The following is an 18,196-nucleotide window of genomic DNA, read 5'->3' on the forward strand; positions in this document are numbered from 1 at the left end:
GGCGGTTAAGGGTTAAGCATCACGGTCATGCGGGTTGCTAATCAGCTGTTTCAGCTGTTCAGACATCTCAAAGTTCAAATTAATATTTTTTGGTGGAATTGGAGAAAGGAACCATTTCTTATACATTTGGTTGATTTCACCAGAGCTATATACCTCTTTAATTGCGCCATCGACCACTTGTTTGAAGCTTGTATCGCCTTTACGTAGCATACAACCATAAACTTCATGAATTGGTGGTGTACCCACAATTTCCCATTTGTTTGGATCTTTGGCTTTCGACTTTTCACCTGCCAGTAAAATATCATCCATCATAAAGGCCGCCGCACGACCATTTTGTAGCATAAGGAATGATTCAGCATGATCTTTGGCTGAAATTACTTCGCCAATGCCTAGCTCTTTTTCATGCTGGCGAATATAGCGCTCTGAAGTTGTACCCGCTGTAGTTACCAGTTTTTTGCCTTTTAGGTCTGCAAAGTCTTTCACCCCAGAATCTTTAGCGGTGAGCAGGCGAGAGCCAACTTCAAAGAATCCGACAGAAAAGTCGACCTGTTGTTGGCGTTCTTTATTGTTGGTGGTTGAACCACACTCTAAGTCGACAGTACCGTTAGATACCAATGGAATACGGTTTTGGCTGGTCACAAGGTTATAGCGAACTTTCAAATCTGGCATGTTCAGCTGTTTTTTTAGCGCTTCAACCACTTTGAGTTGTAGATCATGTGCATAACCTACGGGTTGGTTTGGATTGTCTGCAATATAAGAAAATGGAATAGATGAGTCGCGGTAGCCCAGCACAATGGTGCCTGACTTTTTGATTTTATCCAGCGTACCCGAATTTGAGGAAGCTGCTGAATCTGTACTTGCACCTTGTTCTGCGGATGGTGCTTTATTGTTACCACAAGCAGTTAAACCGAGCATTAGAGAACTGGCGCAAAAAAGCGCAGTCAGTGTACGTTTTTGTGTCATGAGCAAAACTCCTTTTATTGTGCTGCATTGTTTGCTGTCATTTTCGATGGAACTTTTAAAATCCTAAATTCCTTGTTATGCAAAAATGCTTTTCTTTTATGTATGAAAAACATACTGAAAATCATCTTAAGCGAGATTTGAATGCTTGCTCAAGCAAAATTCTTTACCGAATTGTTAACGGTAACTCTTTAGGAATTAACATAATTTCAAATTTAGGTTTATGAGAAAGGTGGAGCAAAAAATATGCCATTCTTAGCTTTTTAAAGTGATCTTTATTTGCTGAAGTACTTGTGTTTATGGTGTTTTTACGGATAAAACAGGTTTTACTGCCAATGCATTATTTAAATTAAGCACGGCATAAATAATTTGGATTTTGTATGTATTTTGTTCAGCATATACTTTTTAGCATCATGTTTTTGCTTATGGGTATAGACCAAAGTATAAGCAATAAAAAACCACTATGGCTTTGCTTATATACCCAAGCATGCACATTGAGATGATTCATTTCGGCCGAGTGCTGAAATGAGCGTAGAAAAAATGATGGAAGGTTAGCTTTGGGGCAGACGTTGCAATTTTTTTTGTTATATAGTTATTCTTAAATCAATCACTTGAGTACTGGAGCTGTAGGGAATGCTGAATGTAGATACTTTCCGCAACCGCCTGCTGGTTTTATTTGCTGGCCTAGCATTTGTATTGGGTTTATCCATTACCTTATATATTGGCCACAAAGCCTCTGCGCAGATGACCAAAGCCAGTGCTCAAACTTTGAATTTGGTTGCCAAAAGCATCAGTACGACCTTGGCAAATTCGCTGACAGAACGTGAACGGGAAATGGTGCTACTGAGCGAATCGCCATTTTTTATGGCCACAGATTTTAAAAATGAACAACTGCAAGTGAAGTTGGATCAGGTTAAAAGTTCGTATAAATATTATGCGTGGTTAGGCATTGCCAATGTAGATGGTGTGGTAGAAGTCGCTGCAAATAAGATGCTTGAAGGGGCAGATGTTTCTGCTCGACCTTGGTTTAAGGAAGGCTTACAACGCGTATATTTGGGCGATGTACATGAAGCGATCTTATTGGCAAAGAAACTCAAAGCTATTAACCCGAATGAGCCAATGCGTTTTATTGACTTTGCCACGCCCATTTATGATGTCAAAACTCAGAAAATCCGTGGTGTGCTGGCGGCACATGCGGATTGGAGTTGGGCTAGCCAAGTACTACAAAGTGCACTGCCAGAAGATGCTGCTCAGCAAGGGATTGAAGTCTTTATTGTTAATGGCAAAGGCGAAATTCTGTATCCTTATAAGAGTATTGGACAAGTTCAGCTCCCCAATCAAAAAACTTCTGCACAGCCTTATTTTATTGATGACTGGCATGAAGGGCAGAACTATGTGACCACAGATGTACCTGTGGTCTCTAACACGCAAATGAGCATGGGTTGGCATGTAATTGTGCGTCAGCCAGTATCTGCAGCATTGGCAGATGTACGTGCCATGCAAAAACAAATTGGCTTGATTGGTTTGATTGTGACTTTGCTGATGCTGGTGGTGACTTACCGTTTAGCCAACCGTTTTAGTCGCCCGATCGAAAATCTGGCAAAAAGTGCCTATGCGGTCGAAAAAGGTCAAGACGATGTACATTTTGAGGCACAGAGTAGCATTCGTGAAATACAAGGGTTGTCTCAGTCTTTAAATAGCATGACCACCACGCTACTGACTCAAAAATACCAATTGGAAGAGGCAAACGCCACTTTAGAACAGAAAGTGCAAGAGCGTACGCTGGCATTAAAAGAAGCCAATTTGGAGTTGGAAAAATTAGCCAATCATGATGGCCTGACTGGCTTGTATAACCGTCGTGCATTTAACGACTATCAGGCTTATTTGTTTGCTCAGTTTCAGCGTCAGCAACAAGCCTATGCTGTGCTGCTGATGGATGTCGATTTCTTTAAAAAGGTTAATGATAGCTTTGGTCACGAAACAGGGGATCATGTATTGCAAAGTGTAGCCAGCTTAGTGGCAACAGCTGTACGCTCGACAGACTTTGTGGCGCGCTTTGGGGGCGAAGAGTTTATTGTGCTATTGCCAGCAACTGAGCAAGATGGTGCAGTATTATTGGCTGAAAAAATTCGTCAAAGCATTGAAAATGAAAATATTATTCAGGACTACCCAATTACTGCCAGTATTGGTGTGAGTGTTGTATTGGTTTCGGATCAAGATGGCAATGATGCGATCCGTCGCGCTGACCAAGCTTTATATACAGCGAAAAAACAGGGCCGTAATCGAGTTGTATCCGATGCATAGTTGGTGTAAATACAAGCCTGTTGTCTTAGGCTTAAAGGACATGTAGCTACTCGGATAGTCGTGCCATTTGTTTTATAATAGGCTTAAATTTATCTGTTCATTTCGCCTAAGTATGTCTTTCGATTTAAAAATCAGTTTGTTGCCTGAAACTGCAGCAACGCTTTCACCGCAGCATAAAAAGCTGAATAAACTGATTGAGCAAATTGAACAGCAAAAGCTAGATTTAGCACTTTGGCAAAATGCCAAAAGTGAAATTCAAAGCTATATCCAACTCAAACTCGTGCCGATCTATCGTGATTTGCATGCGGTCTACTATCGTCAGCTTAATCAACTTTGGCAGCACTTACAGCAAGAAGACTTTGCCAAAGCAGATTTAGTACAGCTCGATGTGAAGCTTGCGAAACTGGCAAAGCAGCTGAAAAAATCAAACTACTTAAATAGTGCCGAACTTGAAAAAATCGCAGAGGTCGATGTTTTTTATCAGCAGCACCATGCACATAATCAGAAGCCAAATAAAAAGGCCAAGTCAGCCCAAACTGAACAGAGCAACGTAAAAGGTCATGTTGATATAGAACAAGAAACTGCAGAAGAACACAAGTCTTATGAAGAATGGGACAGCGAACAATATCAACGTGAAAAAGAAGAGCATCAGCGTAAACGCTTAGCGCAAAAACGTGAGCAAGCTGAAAAGTTAGTGAACCAATCATTGAAAACCGTATATTTAAAAATCACCGCCATGATTCACCCAGACCGTGAACCTGATGAAACTAAAAAAGCGGAAAAAACCGAATTGCTACAAGTGGTGAACCAAGCCTATGAAGCGCAGGATTTGTTTTATTTACTAAAGCTGCAACTACAGCTTGAGACCAATAAAGGCAAAAGCCCTAAAGCTTTAACGGATGAACATTTAAAGTTTTATAAGATGGCTTTAGAGGCGCAAAGCCAGCGCCTAGCCAGTCAGATTGATGACATCACGAATAGTTTTCACTGGAGTGAAAACCCGAAGTCGAAAAATATGCAGGTGAAAGATGTGTATAAGGTGATTGATGGCGATGTTTCAGTCCTGAAAGAGCAAGTGAAGTGGGAAAAAGAACGGCTGAAATATATGGGAAAGGTGAAAGGGCTGGAAGTGTTGTTGGCACAGAGTGTACTTTGATGCTTTTCTCTCTCTCCTTTGGGATGAGAAGCACTGCTTCGCAAGGGGGTGAGGGCTGAAGTTATAATGAAAAATATTTAAAAAGCACCTCTCCCTAACCCTCTCCTAGGAGGAGAGGGAACGTTATCAATCGAATAGTTATTGAAATTCACATTGGAAATTCCCTCTCCCTTTGGGAGAGGGTTAGGGTGAGGGTAATCTGCTATAATTTTCAAAAATAAAAACTAAATCCAAAATGAACAATAAACTCGACCCCCAACTTTTAATGTTCGCCAAATCCATGCGCCACACCGCCACCGATGCAGAACAACTGATGTGGCAACTTCTACGCGCTAAACGCTTTATGAACCTGAAATTCCGCCGTCAGCATGTAATCAAACCTTATATTGTGGATTTTTACTGTCATGAAATTGGTTTGGTGATTGAGTTGGATGGCAGTCAGCACAATACGGAAGATGGGAAAGAATATGATGCTGAACGGACTAAGTTTTTAGAGGCTTTGGGCTTAACTGTAGTTCGGTATTGGAATCATGATGTGTTGGAACGGACGGATGTGGTCTTAGAACATTTATGGTCTGTATGCACTGAATTAAAAAATACCTCTCCCTAACCCTCTCCTAAAAGGAGAGGGAACATTCATTGAGTATCAAACTACAGTGGAATTCACAAAGATTGCTCCCTCTCCCTATGGGAGAGGGTTGGGGTGAGGGCTAATCATCAAAATCATCATCATGATTGTTAGCTTTATTTTCGAATCCTTTTTTTAGCATTTTGATTAAGTCATTTTCCTCTTCTGAAAGAATGGAAAGATCAGCAGAGTTTATTATGTTTGATATGCGAGGAACGTTTAAGAAATTTATAACAGTATCAGCTTTAATATATCTTTTAACATGAGGTTTAGTATATGAACTACGATAAGATGTAGTACTTTGGATCATTGTCTTAAGTATCTTTAGCATACCTTGTATATCCTGAGTTTGGGATTCAAACCAACTAAGAGTATCAGAAGAGTTCCCCCATTCCTTCCAACGCAACATAAGTGAAAGGAATGATGGATTTTTAATTATGCTGTCAGGATTTGAGATACTAAATTGACTCAATTTAAGGATGAAATCCTTTTTGAGTTGTTCAAAATCAGGATCATCTAATAGTGTATCAGTATTTCTTTCTCTATTTTTTTGTTCTTCAACTAAGATATTTCTAATAATGGAAAAGTTCGTAAATTGATTAACGTAATTATTAAGAAGTCTAGCTCTCTCTTGTCTGTCTTCAATACTTTCTAAACACCAGAATGATAATAAGAATAAATTTTTCTGTGCTGTGTCGAAGAAAGAGGTACTTGATTCAATATTTAATTCTTCCACAGCATCTAACATTGCATATATATATGACTCGAAATTTTCTTTCGGAACTTGTTTACTATATGCTTCAAATTTAGATAGAAAATCTTGTGCTAAATTTCTTGCATCTAGGGCAAGTATTTTTTCCTTAAGTTTTTCTCTATCGTTTGTTAGTTCTAGGAAATTTATAAATTCTGACGTAGAAAAATCTTCGCTATCAAAACTAAGTTTGAAATATTTATCAAAGTGGTCTTTATGGCATACTCTTAGTTGCGTAAACCATTCTTGATATGAACTATAATCGTGATAATAGTTACTTATGATCCACTGAATAGTGGGAAAGAGGGTTTTCAAAATACCTTTGACAGATTCTCTATTTATTTCTGACGCACTATTTATAATATCTTCAATTATTCGTGTATATTTTACTTTACTGGTTTCATTGTTACTTGAGGTAAAGCCTAAAGTGGTAAAAGCTTCTTTAGAGTTAGAGAGTTTGTTATAAACATTCGGTTCAAATACTCTTAAGCATTCAATGGCTATCAAATCTATTGGATCTGCTTCAAAAATGTCATTGTTTTTAAAAAGATTGAAGTTAAAACAAAGAGTCGAATTGAATCTATAAACATTTCTTAGATTAGTAAAATAGTTTTTTAAGCCTTTGCGATAAATCTCATGCCATCTATTTTGGTCAAATTTTTTATCAGCATCAGTATGACTATTTATTACATTGTTTAATAGATTAAATAAAACTTCGTGAACTTGTTGTAATTGAATCTGAGGAATTGTAAAAGGTATTTGAATAATTTTTTCTAGATAATTTTCACCAGACTGTGTGCAGTCAGTAAGTTTTTTTTCGACAATATCTTTCTGAAATAAAAGTAGAAATATTACATTAGGAAAATCAGTATTTGCCTTAATTAATTGAAAAATCATTCGTAACTCTACGGTTGTTAAACGATCAATATCATCCATAACAATTAAAAGAGGAGTTGTTCTATCCTTTAAAGCTGTAATTAACTCCTCACGAATTTCTGCTAAGTTCTTTTCATTTAATTTAGATTTTTTTTCGTAGTTTTCTGAAAGTTTCCCTAAAAATTCGCTCCCTTTTTCTGTGGCTGGTAAGATTAAAGCTATAAAAGATGTAATAGTTGCAATGAGTATTGGCAATTGTGAATTGTCAGTAAAGTAACTGCTAATTAAACCTGTACTTAGGATGGAAGTTACGAGAAGAGGTAGAGCTAAATTAGCACCCTTGAGAAAAGTGTGTGCCGTAGATAAATGATTGCCATATTTCGCAAATATATTTGCTAATTTTTGATCTTCTTTAGATGAATCCTTTCTTCCAATAGATTTTGATATTTCATCAAAAAAAGCCTGAACGATCTTATCTTGAGCTGACCATTCCCAAGGTGAAAATTCTATAATTGTGGGCGAGTCATCTTGTTGCTTTGAATACGATAACGCCATATTTTTAATTGATGATTTCCCTGACCCCCAATCGCCATGTAATGCAATAACTAAGCTTTCGTCACCCTTCCATTGAGAAATAGCGTCACTCAAGTTTTTCGCAAAATCAGCTCGACCTAATACATCTTGTTCTATTTTTTTAATTGGTCTATCGGCAGAAAATGCGAATTTATCAATATTTGTCATGTTGAGATATTTATAAAGTTTTAATCAAATAATTCTATCAAATATCATTATGATTTTAATAAAAAATCCCCTCACTAGGAGGGGATTTTTTTGAATCAAACTACAGCATTAAAGCGCTGCAATTTGCTCCATATTCGCTTTAATCTTCGCTAACTGGTCAGCAAACTCAGCAAGTTTCACTTTCTCGCCTTCAACCACAGCAGCAGGCGCTTTCGCCACAAAACCTTCATTGCCTAACTTAGTAGCAATTTGGTCATGCTGTTTTTGAACCTTGTCTAAGTCTTTTTGTAGACGACCCAATTCCGCTTTAGGGTCAATTAAACCCTTCATTGGAACAAATACAGACACGTGACCCACTACAGAAGAAGAAGACAATGGCGGTTGTTCACCGTCAGCCAAGAACGTAATGCTTTCAACTTTCGCCAACGCTGTGAATAACGCTTCAATACGAGTGATCTGCGCTTTTTCAGCATCAGTGGTGTTTTGAAGAAGAACAGGCAATAAGCGTGCATTACCTAAGCCCATCTCACCACGGATGTTACGTACCGCACCAATCAAACCTTGCAGCCATTGCATATCTGCTTCAGCTTGTTCGTTGATTTTCGCTTCATCTGCAACAGGGTACTGAGCCAACATGATTGTTTCGCCAGAAATGTTTAGTTTCGGCGCAAGCGTTTGCCAGATTTCTTCTGTTAAGTAAGGCATCAATGGATGAGCCAAACGTAAAGACGCTTCCATTACAGCAAGAAGAACACGACGTACTTCAGCTTTACGCTCAACCGATACGTTTTCATCATTGAGAACAGGCTTAGTCAGCTCTACATACCAGTCACAGTATTCATTCCAAATGAACTCGTAAATTGCTTGAGCAGCCAAGTCTAAACGATAAGTCGCGAATGCAGTTTGCACCGCTTGTTTCGCTTTTTGCAAACGGCTGACAATCCATTGTTCAGGCAATTCCCAAAGGTCTTGACGCACTTCTTGACCAATCACTTGCTCTTCACAGTTCATCATCACGAAACGCGTAGCGTTCCAGATCTTGTTGGCAAAGTTACGGTAACCTTCAACACGTTTCATGTCGAACTTAATGTCACGGCCTGTGTTGGCAAGCGCACAGAATGTGAAACGAACAGCGTCTGTACCGTAAGATTGAATACCTTCAGGGAATTCTTTACGGGTAGATTTTTCAATCTTCGCCGCTTGTTTCGGGTTCATCAAACCAGTCGTACGTTTTTGTACTAAAGTTTCAAGATCAACACCGTCAATCAAGTCTAATGGGTCAAGCACGTTACCCTTAGATTTAGACATCTTCTGACCTTCGCCATCACGTACCAAACCGTGAACGTACACAGTTTTGAACGGAACTTGCGGTGTGCCGTCTTCATTTTTCATGAAGTGCATGGTCATCATGATCATGCGGGCAACCCAGAAGAAGATGATGTCAAAACCTGTTACCAGTACATCAGTCGCGTGGAAAGTATTTAAGAAATAGTTTTCTTTATCTTTCGCAGCGTCGCCAGTCCAACCTAAAGTTGAGAATGTCCAAAGACCTGAAGAGAACCATGTATCGAGCACGTCTTCGTCTTGTTTCAATTCAACATCAGGTGCAATGCCGTTTTTCGCACGAACTTCAGCTTCATCACGACCTACAAATACGTTACCTTCAGCATCGTACCAAGCAGGGATACGGTGACCCCACCACAATTGACGCGAAATACACCAATCTTGGATGTTGTTCATCCACGCCATGTACATGTTGCTGTATTGCTCAGGAACGAATTTAATCTCGCCATCTTTCACTGCTTTAATTGCAGGCTCAGCAAGCGGCGCAATTTTTACGTACCATTGGTCAGTCAGTAGTGGTTCAACGATCACGCCTGAACGGTCACCGCGAGGTGGCTTCAATGTGTACGGTTGAATTTGGTCTAACCAGCCTTCAGCTTCTGCTTGAGCAACCAATTGTTTACGTGCAGCAAAACGTTCTAAACCAATGTAGTCCGCAGGTGCAGGAATGGTTTTAGAAATTTGCTCGCCCGCTTTCGCGATGTATTCAAACTCAGCAAGAACTTCCGCATTTTTGTTGAAGATGTTGATGATTGGAAGTTCACAGCGTTTGCCCACTTCATAGTCATTGAAGTCGTGCGCAGGGGTGATTTTCACACAGCCTGTACCAAATTCTTTGTCTACATATTCGTCTTTAACGATAGGAACAGCACGGCCTGTAATTGGCAAGATAATGTTTTTGCCAACAAGTGCTGCATAGCGTTCATCATCCAGTGCAACTGCAACGGCTGTATCGCCAAGCAATGTTTCAGGACGAGTCGTCGCAACAACGATGTGATCTTTACCGTCGTGGGTACGAAGTGACTTATCTTCAAAGAAATATTTGAAGTGCCATAATGAACCTGCTTCTTCTTTATCAGACTCTACTTCTAAGTCAGAAAGGGCAGTTTGTAGTTTAGGGTCCCAGTTTACAAGGCGTTTACCGCGGTAAATTAAGCCTTCTTCATGTAGCTTAACAAATACTTCTTTCACCGCATTTGATAAACCTTCGTCCATCGTGAAGCGTTCACGAGACCAGTCTACAGAAGAACCTAAGCGACGAATTTGACGGGTAATGTTACCGCCAGATTGTTCTTTCCATTCCCACACTTTTTCAATGAACTTTTCACGGCCAAGGTCATGACGGCTAATACCTTCAGCACCCAACTGACGTTCAACAACCATTTGCGTTGCAATACCCGCATGGTCCGTACCTGGTTGCCAAAGCGTATTTTTGCCAGACATACGGTTATAACGAGTCAGAGCATCCATGATGGCATTGTTAAAACCATGACCCATGTGCAAGCTACCAGTGACGTTTGGCGGTGGAATCATGATACAGAATGATTCACCTTTTTCAGACGGTTTGAAGTAACCGCGCTCTTCCCAAGTTTGGTACCATTTTTTTTCGATCTCGGTTGGATCGTAGGTCGTAGCAATATTTTGCGCTGAATCAGTCATAGTCTAAACAGATCAAAAGTGGATAAAAAATTAGACCTATTGTAGCAAAAAAAATGGAGATTTAGGGATGTTGCAAGAATGTAAACTTTCGCCAATTGGCAGTACCAATCCTTAGCATTATGATAGGCTTAAGAAAAGAACACGTAGACCGTTAAACACTATAACAAGGAGGCCTGCAATGAGTTATACAATTTTCCTTAAAATTCAGCCAGAAACACACCAACGTTTTATGGGCATACATCAAAAAATCAACGAAAATAATACCGATAGCATGGCAAAGCCCTTGGGGGATACTCTGGCGGATATAGCCTGCGATATTATCGATCAAGTCTTTGGAAGTATGGCAAAAATGTCCAGCTCAAGTGATCATGAGTCAGAAAAAATCATTAAGCAGGTGACTGAAATGACCCGCAAATATATGCCGTGGTCGGTGTCATTTTTTGGCAATGATCGTCTCAAACCCATGGTCAATTATCTGCATGAGCTGACTGTCGATCAAAATGGCAACACCTTTGTAACTTATCCAGTCGACAATGCCTTGATTACAGAATTACTGGGCTGTGTTGAACAGATTAAACTGGGTAATAACCAATATGTACCGACTGCACTGAAGGCATTTACCGAAGTGGTCGATCAAGGGGTTACACATTTGGTGCGTGAGCCTAAAAAAATGTTGAAATTCAATATAGTATTGGATAAAACCTTAAATGGGGTGATTAATCTAACTACTCAGCTGGGCTATAAGCGCTTTGATAAATTGGGTTCAATTTATAATGCCCAAGCAATAAGCCCATATTTTGATCATTTTATTGGCTTTATTCAGCAAGAAGCAGTAAAAAGTTAAATATCGAGTTTGATTTGCAGTTCGCATAACAGGGGAAGAACATGGCGCAACTGAAAAGTTTGCAAGGCAAAGTTGTTTGGATTACAGGTGCTTCATCTGGTTTAGGCAAGGCGCTGGCACAGGAATGTGCATTGCAAGGTGCACACGTTGTGCTAACTGCACGTCGTTTTGAGGAGTTGGAAAATGTACGTGTTGGCTTACTAAAACCTGAACAGCATTTATCTATAGCAGCGGATATTACTGATGAAAATCAAGTCCGCCATGCCTATGAACAGGTCTTACAGTGCAAAGGTCGTATCGATTGGCTGATTAATAATGCAGGCTTAAGCCAGCGCGCGCTCATTACAGAAACCACCATGCAGACTGAACGCGCCATTATGGAGCTGGATTACTTTTCACAAGTATTTTTGACCAAAACAGCATTACCATCTTTCTTGCAACAAAAATCAGGCCGCATTGTGTTTGTTTCTAGCGTGGCTGGTCTATTGGGTACGCAGTATCGCGCTTCATATTCGGCAGCTAAAGCAGCCATTCACTTATGGGCCAACAGTTTACGTGCAGAAGTTGCTGAGCAAGGGGTCGATGTATCTGTCATTTTCCCAGGCTTTGTCAAAACCAATGTCTCTATTAATGCTTTAAATGGAGAGGGCAAGGCGCAAGGCTATGATAATGAAGCCACGGCCAATGGTTTAGAAGCAGATGAGTTTGCAAAAATTACAGTAAATGCATTGCTCAAAGGGGAAGAATACATTGTGGTTGGTGGTCGTAAAGAAGTTTTGGGCACATGGGTATCACGCCTGTCGCCAAGTACGCTATATAAAATGATCCGTAAAATGAAAGTGAAGTGATTTTTTGATCTCACATTCATTAAATTAAATATAAAGTGAAATGACGCTTATTTAAATTTAAGCGTCATGAGATATGCCACTACATTGGGCATCAAATTCTGCACAACTTTTTATCAATTGGAATAGTTTGTAGAATTTGGTTGTTGGTATCCTTATAAATAAAATCGTAGTGAATGTTATGTTCAAATGTATGAGCAACTGATGCGCATAAATTTTCCTTGTGTCTTTGAGTTGAATAATTCATTAAAGGACTATTCTGAATCTGTGCAGCATTCAGTTCGGATGTGTAGGCAACACTTAATTCACGTCGATCAATAGCAATTAACGTACTATATTTATCTATTCTTAGTGGTAATTTACGACGTAAATGATTTAATTCTTCATCAAGTGCTATTGTGATCTGCTCTTGAACTTTATCTGCATTGCTTCCAAGAAAATAAGGTGAAATCACATAGTGACTAAATATATACCCACCAATTCCACCTAAAATATAACCAATAACTTTTTTCTTATTCATGATTTAAGCCGAATATTTTTTCTAACGATTTATTATTTTTGAATGGCTGTTCCATAAGCAAATACTTCTACCATACCACCTTCCATGCCCATTTCAGTGGTGCTGAGGCGTAACCCTAATATTTCAGATGCGCCGATTTTTTCTGCTTCAAGCTTTAAGCGAACTACGGCTTCGCGGCGCGCACGTTCTACGACTGTTTCGTAGCTGCTCAGGTTGCCGCCAAAAAAATTCTGAATATTGGCAATCACATATTTAAAATAATCATGAGAAATGACCACATTGCTGCTGATCATTTGTCCCGGCTGTTCGCTGGTTTTAAAACGACTACTGTCTAAGCGGATATAGGCAAGACGTTTTTCCTGTACCTCAAGCTCAGCCAAGTGTTTACTTTCGGCACGACGGCCAAAACCCCAACCGATAGCAAATAAAATAACAAAAATGACAACTTTAAAAAGAAAAGCATCCATAGCCTTAGCCTTGTGTTGGGAATGGATCAGGCAGTTTTGGCTGATTGGCTTCTACGCGCACAGCAGTCCCATAAACAAACAATTCAGATGCACCTTGCGCAATATTTGAAGTCGAAAAGCGAATACCCACGATTGCATTGGCACCCAAAGCTTGCGCCTTTGCCACCATACGGTCCATGGCTTCTTGGCGTGATTCTTCTAATAGTTCGGTATAGGCTGTAAGTTCGCCACCAACAATATTTTTAAGTCCTGCTAATAGGTCACGTCCCACGTGTTTACTACGTACAGTGCTCCCATAAACCACATCAAGTTGTTGGGTAATGGTATGGCCAGGTACAGATTCAAGATTACTCAGTAGCATTTTTAGTGATCAATATCAAAAAAAGAATACAGTGAAGATAGAAAAGTTATAGCTAAAAAGCAATAAAAAAGCCCACCGAAGTGAGCTCTTTATTAAGTGTCGCGCAATTATTTGGTAGTTGCTGCTTTACGTTCTGCACTTGATGGCTGTTGTTGTACAGCATCGCTAGTGTTAGCCTTAATACCACCACCGAGTGTTTTGTATAACTCAACTTGGTTGTTTAAATTTGCTTGCTCAAGGAGCAACAAGCCTTGTTCAGAAGCATAAGACGTACGCTGTGCATCTAATACAGTTAAGTAGCTATCAATACCAGCACGGAAGCGGGCATTCGATAGTTTGTAAGTCGTATTGGTTGCATCAACTAAGCGTTTTTGTGCAGATAGACGGTCGCCAATGTTTTGACGTACAGCTAGTGCATCATTCACTTCACGGAATGCTGACTGTATTGATTTTTCATAATCAGACAAAGCAATTTGCTGGTCTGTTTCTGAAATTTTAATGTTGGCTTGACGTGTACCCCAATCGAAGATTGGTAAGTTTATGCTTGGACCTACACCCCAAACAAAGCTACCTGACTTAAATAAATCACCTAAGTCTGTAGACGCATAACCCGCAGAGCCTGTGAGGCTAATCGTTGGGAATAAACGTGCTTTGGCTGCGCCAATATTTGCACCTGCAGCTGATAATTTATATTCAGCAGCGCGAATGTCAGGACGGTTGTTCAGGAGTTCGCTTGGTAGACCAGAGCCAATAGTATTGTTTGACGTAATACGTGTTACACGTTGTTTCGCTAACAAACTCTCAGGCACTTGCTCACCCACCAAGAGGTTGAGTAAGTTTTGTGCTTGAGCAACTTGGGTCTTGTAGTTCGCAACATCATTACGTGCAGTTTCTACAGAAATTTGTGCCTGACGAACAGGAACTTCACTGTCAATACCTACATCAAAGCGTTTTTTGTTGAGGTTATAAGACTCAAGCTGTGCTTTTAAAGTTTGATCAGCAAGCTTTAGATTCGCATTGGCAAATGAGTAGTTTAACCATGCTTGTGCAACTTGGCCGATGAGTGCAATTTGAGTCGCATCACGTGCGCTGGCAGTGGCAAGATAACTGTCTAAAGCATTGTCTTTTAAGCTACGTACACGACCCCAAAAATCAAGCTCATAAGCAGTCACACCAAGGCCGACGTTATAACGTGTTTGGGCACCCGCACCTTGGTCTTGGCGTAGCACATCACCACTTGCACCAATGGTTGGAAGTTGGTTATTTGCCGTAATTTGATACTGTTGTTGTGCACGTTGAATATTGAGTGCAGCAGTACGTAAATCACGGTTATTTGCTAAAGCCAAATCAAGAACTTGAACCAAACGCTGGTCAGCGAAAAAGTCTTTGTAACCTTGCGCAGCCACAGACGTGCCAGAAGCACTTGCTGTATAGCTTTGTGGGATATTTGCCTGTGCGACCGGTTCTGGACCGCGCATGCTTTGGCAGGCAGCCAAAGCAAGCGCAAGTGAAGAAACCGCAATGCTACGACCTGTAATAGACCATATATTTTGCATCACGATGTGTGCTCCTGATTGTTTTGTTGTTTTGGTTTGTATTTAAAGATACTTCGAATCCATACGTAGAACACAGGAATGAAGAAGATACCTAACAGCGTCGAGCTGATTACACCACCCAAGACACCATAACCTACAGAATGCTGACTACCTGCACCCGCGCCAGAAGCTAAGGCAAGCGGTAATACACCAAAACCGAAAGCTAAAGTTGTCATAATGATTGGACGTAAACGCATTTTTGCTGCATGCATTGTTGCATCAAATAGCTCTTCGCCTTTTTCCTGAAGTTCTTTGGCAAATTCTACAATCAAAATCGCGTTTTTGGCAGCCAAACCAATGACTGCTACGATCGCGACTTGGAAGTAAATGTTGTTTGACAGGTTCGGATCTTTAAACAACACCATACCTAAGAATGTTAATGCAACAGCACCCATTACACCCAAAGGTACGACCAATAATACAGAGAATGGAATAGACCAGCTTTCATACAACGCTGCTAAGCACAGGAATACGATAAGCAATGAAAGTGCGTATAAGAATGGAGCTTGTGCGCCAGACTCACGTTCTTCAAGAGATAACCCAGTCCATTCGTAATCGAAACCTTGTAAGCCCATAGATGGCAATTTCGCAACGATTTCTTCCATAGCCGCCATCGCATCACCCGAGCTCACACCTGGTGCTGGCGTACCTTGAATGTTCATGGATGAAATACCATTATAACGCTCAAGACGTGGTGAACCATAAGTCCATTCGCCAGTAGCAAATGTTGAGAATGGAATCATTACACCTTGTTTATTACGTACATACCACTTATTCAGGTCTTCAGGCATCATGCGTGAGTCTGATTCACCTTGGATATATACTTTTTTCACACGGCCACGGTCAATGAAGTCATTGATGTACGAACCGCCCCAAGCCATACCCATCGTGGTGTTAATTTCAGAAATACTCACACCCATTGCACCAGCTTGCGCTTGGTCAACAATGATTTTGTACTGAGGTGTATCTTCTTGGCCGTTTGGACGCACACCCATTAAGCGTTTGTCTTGAGCAGCCATGCCTAGGATTGCATTACGTGCATTAAGAAGCTGTTGATGACCAGCACCACCAGAATCTTTCAACTGTAAGTTAAAGCCTGCGCTCACACCCAATTCAGGCATTGCTGGTAGTTGTAATGGCATGATGTAAGAAGCATCTTTAACAATCATGTTTAATGCCATACCACGGCCAATAATTGCACCTACTTGAGACTCAGGTGAAGTACGTTCAGACCAATCTTTTAACTTAATAAATGCCAAACCGGCATTTTGCCCCACACCTGTAAACGAGAAACCAGATACGCTGAATACAGATTCAACATAATCTTTTTCTTTATGCAGGAAGTAGTCTGTCATGGTGTTAATGGTTTTGTCAGTACGTTCTAAGGTTGCGTTAGGTGGTAACTGAACCAAAGTCATGACTACACCTTGGTCTTCATCTGGTAGGAATGAAGAAGGCAGTTTGGTAAACAAGAAGCCTAAAATAACGATTACAACACCGTATAACAAGCCAGAGAAGAGCTTGGCATGGGTCATGCGGTTAACGCCGTTTTGGTATTTACCTGCAACTTTATCGAAGCTTGTGTTAAACCAACGGAAGAATCGGGCAGGTAAGCTGTTACTCGGCGCTTTGTTTGGATCATGTTGTTTCAACAAGGTCGCACAAAGGGCCGGGGTAAAGGTAAGAGCCACAACTAATGACAAAATCATTGCCGTTACAAGCGTAATAGAGAATTGACGGTAAATAACACCTGTTGTACCACTCATAAATGCCATAGGTACGAATACCGCAGACAATACAGAGGTAATACCAATTAATGCACCCGAAATTTGCTTCATTGAAATTTCAGTCGCATGTACTGGGTCTAGGTGTTCTTCCACCATAATACGTTCAACGTTTTCGACCACAACAATCGCGTCATCCACTAAAAGACCAATGGCAAGTACCATCGCAAACATAGTGAGAGTGTTGATTGAGAAACCAAATACATTAATTACAGCAAAAGTACCAAGTACAACAACTGGTACAGCCATGGTTGGAATGATCGTTGCGCGCCAGTTCTGTAAGAACAAGAACATCACAAGGAATACCAAGATCACCGCTTCAATCAGTGTATGTACAACACTTTCAATTGAAAGTTGAATAAATGGTGTTGTATCAAAGGCCAATTGGTCTTTCATACCTGTTGGATAGTTCTTGCGCAGTTCAACCAAACGCGCTTCTACTGCTTTTGCAGTATCTAGGGCATTTGCGCCTGTAGCCAGTTTAATGGCTACACCACCAGCGGGCTTACCATTGAACTTAGAGTCGAATTGATAGCTATCGGCACCAAGTTCTACGCGCGCAACATCGCCTAAGCGAACTTGAGCACCATTAGATGTATTTTTTAAGAAGATATTTTTAAATTCATCAGCCGTTTGCAATAAGCTTTGTGCATTGACTGTCGCATTTAGCACTTGGCCTTGTACCGCAGGTGCACCACCTAACTGACCCACTGCAACTTGTGCGTTTTGGGTTTTGAGCGCACTTGCAATATCGCTAGGAGTGACTTGTAAGTTGGCCATTTTGGATGGATCCATCCAAATACGCATAGCGTATGACCCACCAAATACTTGTACTTCACCTACACCTGCCACACGGCTTAGAGGTTCAGAAATATTTGAGTTTACATAGTCTTTAATGTCATCTGCTGACAAGTTGCCATCTGGTGAGTAAAACGCTAAAACTTGTAAGAAGCTTGCGCCAGACTTGGTTACTTTTACACCTTGACGTTGTACGTCTTCAGGTAAAAGTGCAGTAGCAGATTGAAGTTTATTTTGTACTTGAACTTGGGCGATATCTGGATCAACGCCTTGTTCGAAGTTTAACGCAATCGATGCTTGACCATTACCTGCGCTGTTTGAAGAAATGTAGCGCAAGCCATCAAGGCCATTCATTTGCTGTTCGATAATCTGTGTAACTGTGTTTTCAACAGTGGCAGCAGATGCACCAGGATAAGTCGCAGAAATCGTGACCGTTGGTGGAGCAATGGTTGGGTACTGTGCAATCGGCATTTTTGTCAGCGTGATAATACCCGCCAACATAATGACTAATGCAATCACCCACGCAAAAATGGGGCGATGAATAAAGAATTGTGCCATTCAGT

General features: G+C 40.6%; 13 protein-coding genes. 5 read left to right on the top strand and 8 right to left on the bottom strand.

Annotated features, from left to right (window positions below):
* Positions 1-12: 12 nt before the first annotated feature.
* Positions 13-963: a transporter substrate-binding domain-containing protein gene (locus tag DYI81_RS01050; protein WP_106984474.1), complete on the bottom strand. Its 951-nt coding sequence runs from the start codon at positions 961-963 to the stop codon at positions 13-15.
* 630 nt (positions 964-1,593) lie between these two features.
* Between DYI81_RS01050 and DYI81_RS01055 the strand changes: the two genes are divergently transcribed.
* The 3 genes from DYI81_RS01055 (at position 1,594) to DYI81_RS01065 (ending at position 5,030) form a co-directional block, all read left to right on the top strand.
* Positions 1,594-3,264: a sensor domain-containing diguanylate cyclase gene (locus tag DYI81_RS01055; RefSeq protein WP_117006469.1), complete on the top strand. Its 1,671-nt coding sequence runs from the start codon at positions 1,594-1,596 to the stop codon at positions 3,262-3,264.
* Between the two features lie 112 nt (positions 3,265-3,376).
* Entirely contained in the window at positions 3,377-4,420 is a 1,044-nt protein-coding gene (locus DYI81_RS01060; RefSeq protein ID WP_117006470.1) for a molecular chaperone DnaJ, read from the top strand.
* 235 nt (positions 4,421-4,655) lie between these two features.
* Positions 4,656-5,030, top strand: a complete 375-nt coding sequence (locus DYI81_RS01065) for an endonuclease domain-containing protein (RefSeq protein ID WP_117006471.1) — start codon at positions 4,656-4,658, stop codon at positions 5,028-5,030.
* Positions 5,031-5,130: 100 nt separating this feature from the next.
* Here the strand turns inward: DYI81_RS01065 and DYI81_RS01070 are convergent, their stop codons facing one another.
* The gene (locus tag DYI81_RS01070; RefSeq protein WP_117006472.1) at positions 5,131-7,416 is read right to left on the bottom strand and encodes a P-loop NTPase fold protein; all 2,286 of its coding nucleotides are present in this window, start codon (positions 7,414-7,416) and stop codon (positions 5,131-5,133) included.
* Between the two features lie 108 nt (positions 7,417-7,524).
* Positions 7,525-10,419: a valine--tRNA ligase gene (locus DYI81_RS01075; RefSeq protein WP_117006473.1), complete on the bottom strand. Its 2,895-nt coding sequence runs from the start codon at positions 10,417-10,419 to the stop codon at positions 7,525-7,527.
* A 178-nt stretch (positions 10,420-10,597) separates the two neighbouring features.
* Here DYI81_RS01075 and DYI81_RS01080 point away from each other — a divergent pair, with 178 nt between their 5' ends.
* Positions 10,598-11,263, top strand: a complete 666-nt coding sequence (locus DYI81_RS01080) for a hypothetical protein (protein WP_117006474.1) — start codon at positions 10,598-10,600, stop codon at positions 11,261-11,263.
* A 41-nt stretch (positions 11,264-11,304) separates the two neighbouring features.
* Positions 11,305-12,111 (top strand): SDR family oxidoreductase, encoded by an 807-nt coding sequence (locus DYI81_RS01085; RefSeq protein WP_117006475.1) that lies wholly within the window; start codon positions 11,305-11,307, stop codon positions 12,109-12,111.
* A gap of 91 nt (positions 12,112-12,202) precedes the next feature.
* On the opposite strand, the gene DYI81_RS01090 is transcribed toward DYI81_RS01085, so the two are convergent.
* From DYI81_RS01090 to DYI81_RS01110, 5 genes are all read right to left on the bottom strand, one after another.
* Entirely contained in the window at positions 12,203-12,628 is a 426-nt protein-coding gene (locus tag DYI81_RS01090) for a hypothetical protein (RefSeq protein WP_117006476.1), read from the bottom strand.
* A 32-nt stretch (positions 12,629-12,660) separates the two neighbouring features.
* The gene (locus tag DYI81_RS01095) at positions 12,661-13,095 is read right to left on the bottom strand and encodes a heavy metal-binding domain-containing protein (RefSeq protein ID WP_106984484.1); all 435 of its coding nucleotides are present in this window, start codon (positions 13,093-13,095) and stop codon (positions 12,661-12,663) included.
* Positions 13,096-13,099: 4 nt separating this feature from the next.
* Entirely contained in the window at positions 13,100-13,456 is a 357-nt protein-coding gene (locus tag DYI81_RS01100; protein ID WP_106984485.1) for a YbjQ family protein, read from the bottom strand.
* 107 nt (positions 13,457-13,563) lie between these two features.
* Positions 13,564-15,012: a multidrug efflux RND transporter AdeIJK outer membrane channel subunit AdeK gene (gene adeK, locus DYI81_RS01105; RefSeq protein WP_117006477.1), complete on the bottom strand. Its 1,449-nt coding sequence runs from the start codon at positions 15,010-15,012 to the stop codon at positions 13,564-13,566.
* Positions 15,012-18,191, bottom strand: coding sequence for an efflux RND transporter permease subunit (locus DYI81_RS01110; protein ID WP_117006478.1), 3,180 nt, complete (start codon positions 18,189-18,191; stop codon positions 15,012-15,014). The genes adeK and DYI81_RS01110 overlap by 1 nt, the downstream gene beginning before the upstream one ends.
* Between the last annotated feature and the right edge of the window lie 5 nt (positions 18,192-18,196).

The organism is Acinetobacter sp. SWAC5 (genome assembly GCF_003419885.1).
Lineage (GTDB): Bacteria > Pseudomonadota > Gammaproteobacteria > Pseudomonadales > Moraxellaceae > Acinetobacter > Acinetobacter cumulans.